This is a genomic window from Acidisoma sp. S159, assembly GCF_009766125.1.
Lineage (GTDB): Bacteria > Pseudomonadota > Alphaproteobacteria > Acetobacterales > Acetobacteraceae > Acidisoma.
Genome location: NZ_LMUG01000061.1, coordinates 1 through 367, shown reverse-complemented (window position 1 = coordinate 367; position 367 = coordinate 1). Strand labels below are relative to the sequence as shown.

The window sequence follows — 367 nt, the reverse complement described above, 5'->3', positions numbered from 1 at the left end:
CTCGATCCGCACCATGTACCGGATCCTCCACCGACATGGCGACGTGAAGGAGCGCCGCCGTCTGCTGCGCCATCCCGTTTACGCCAAGCCTGAACTCATCGCCGAAGGCCCAAACCAAGTGTGGTCCTGGGATATTAGCAAGCTGATGGGCCCTGCTAAATGGACCTATTTCTATCTCTATGTGATTGTCGACATCTTCAGACGGAGGGTTGTCGGCTGGTGCGTCGCCGACACTGAGAGCGCCTCTCTCTTCAAGCCACTGTTCGAGGATGCCGCCGCCAAGTATGACGTTGCGCCCGGCCAACTCACCCTGCATGCCGATCGCGGTCCATCTATGAAGGCCAAAACGACTGCCCTGCTGCTCGCC

Annotated in this window: 1 protein-coding gene; it reads left to right on the top strand. The window is 59.1% G+C overall.

The window, feature by feature from the left end; all coding sequences use genetic code 11:
- The coding region (locus tag GSQ92_RS21900; RefSeq protein ID WP_254066657.1) for a DDE-type integrase/transposase/recombinase at positions 1-367 on the top strand (367 nt) is incomplete at both ends.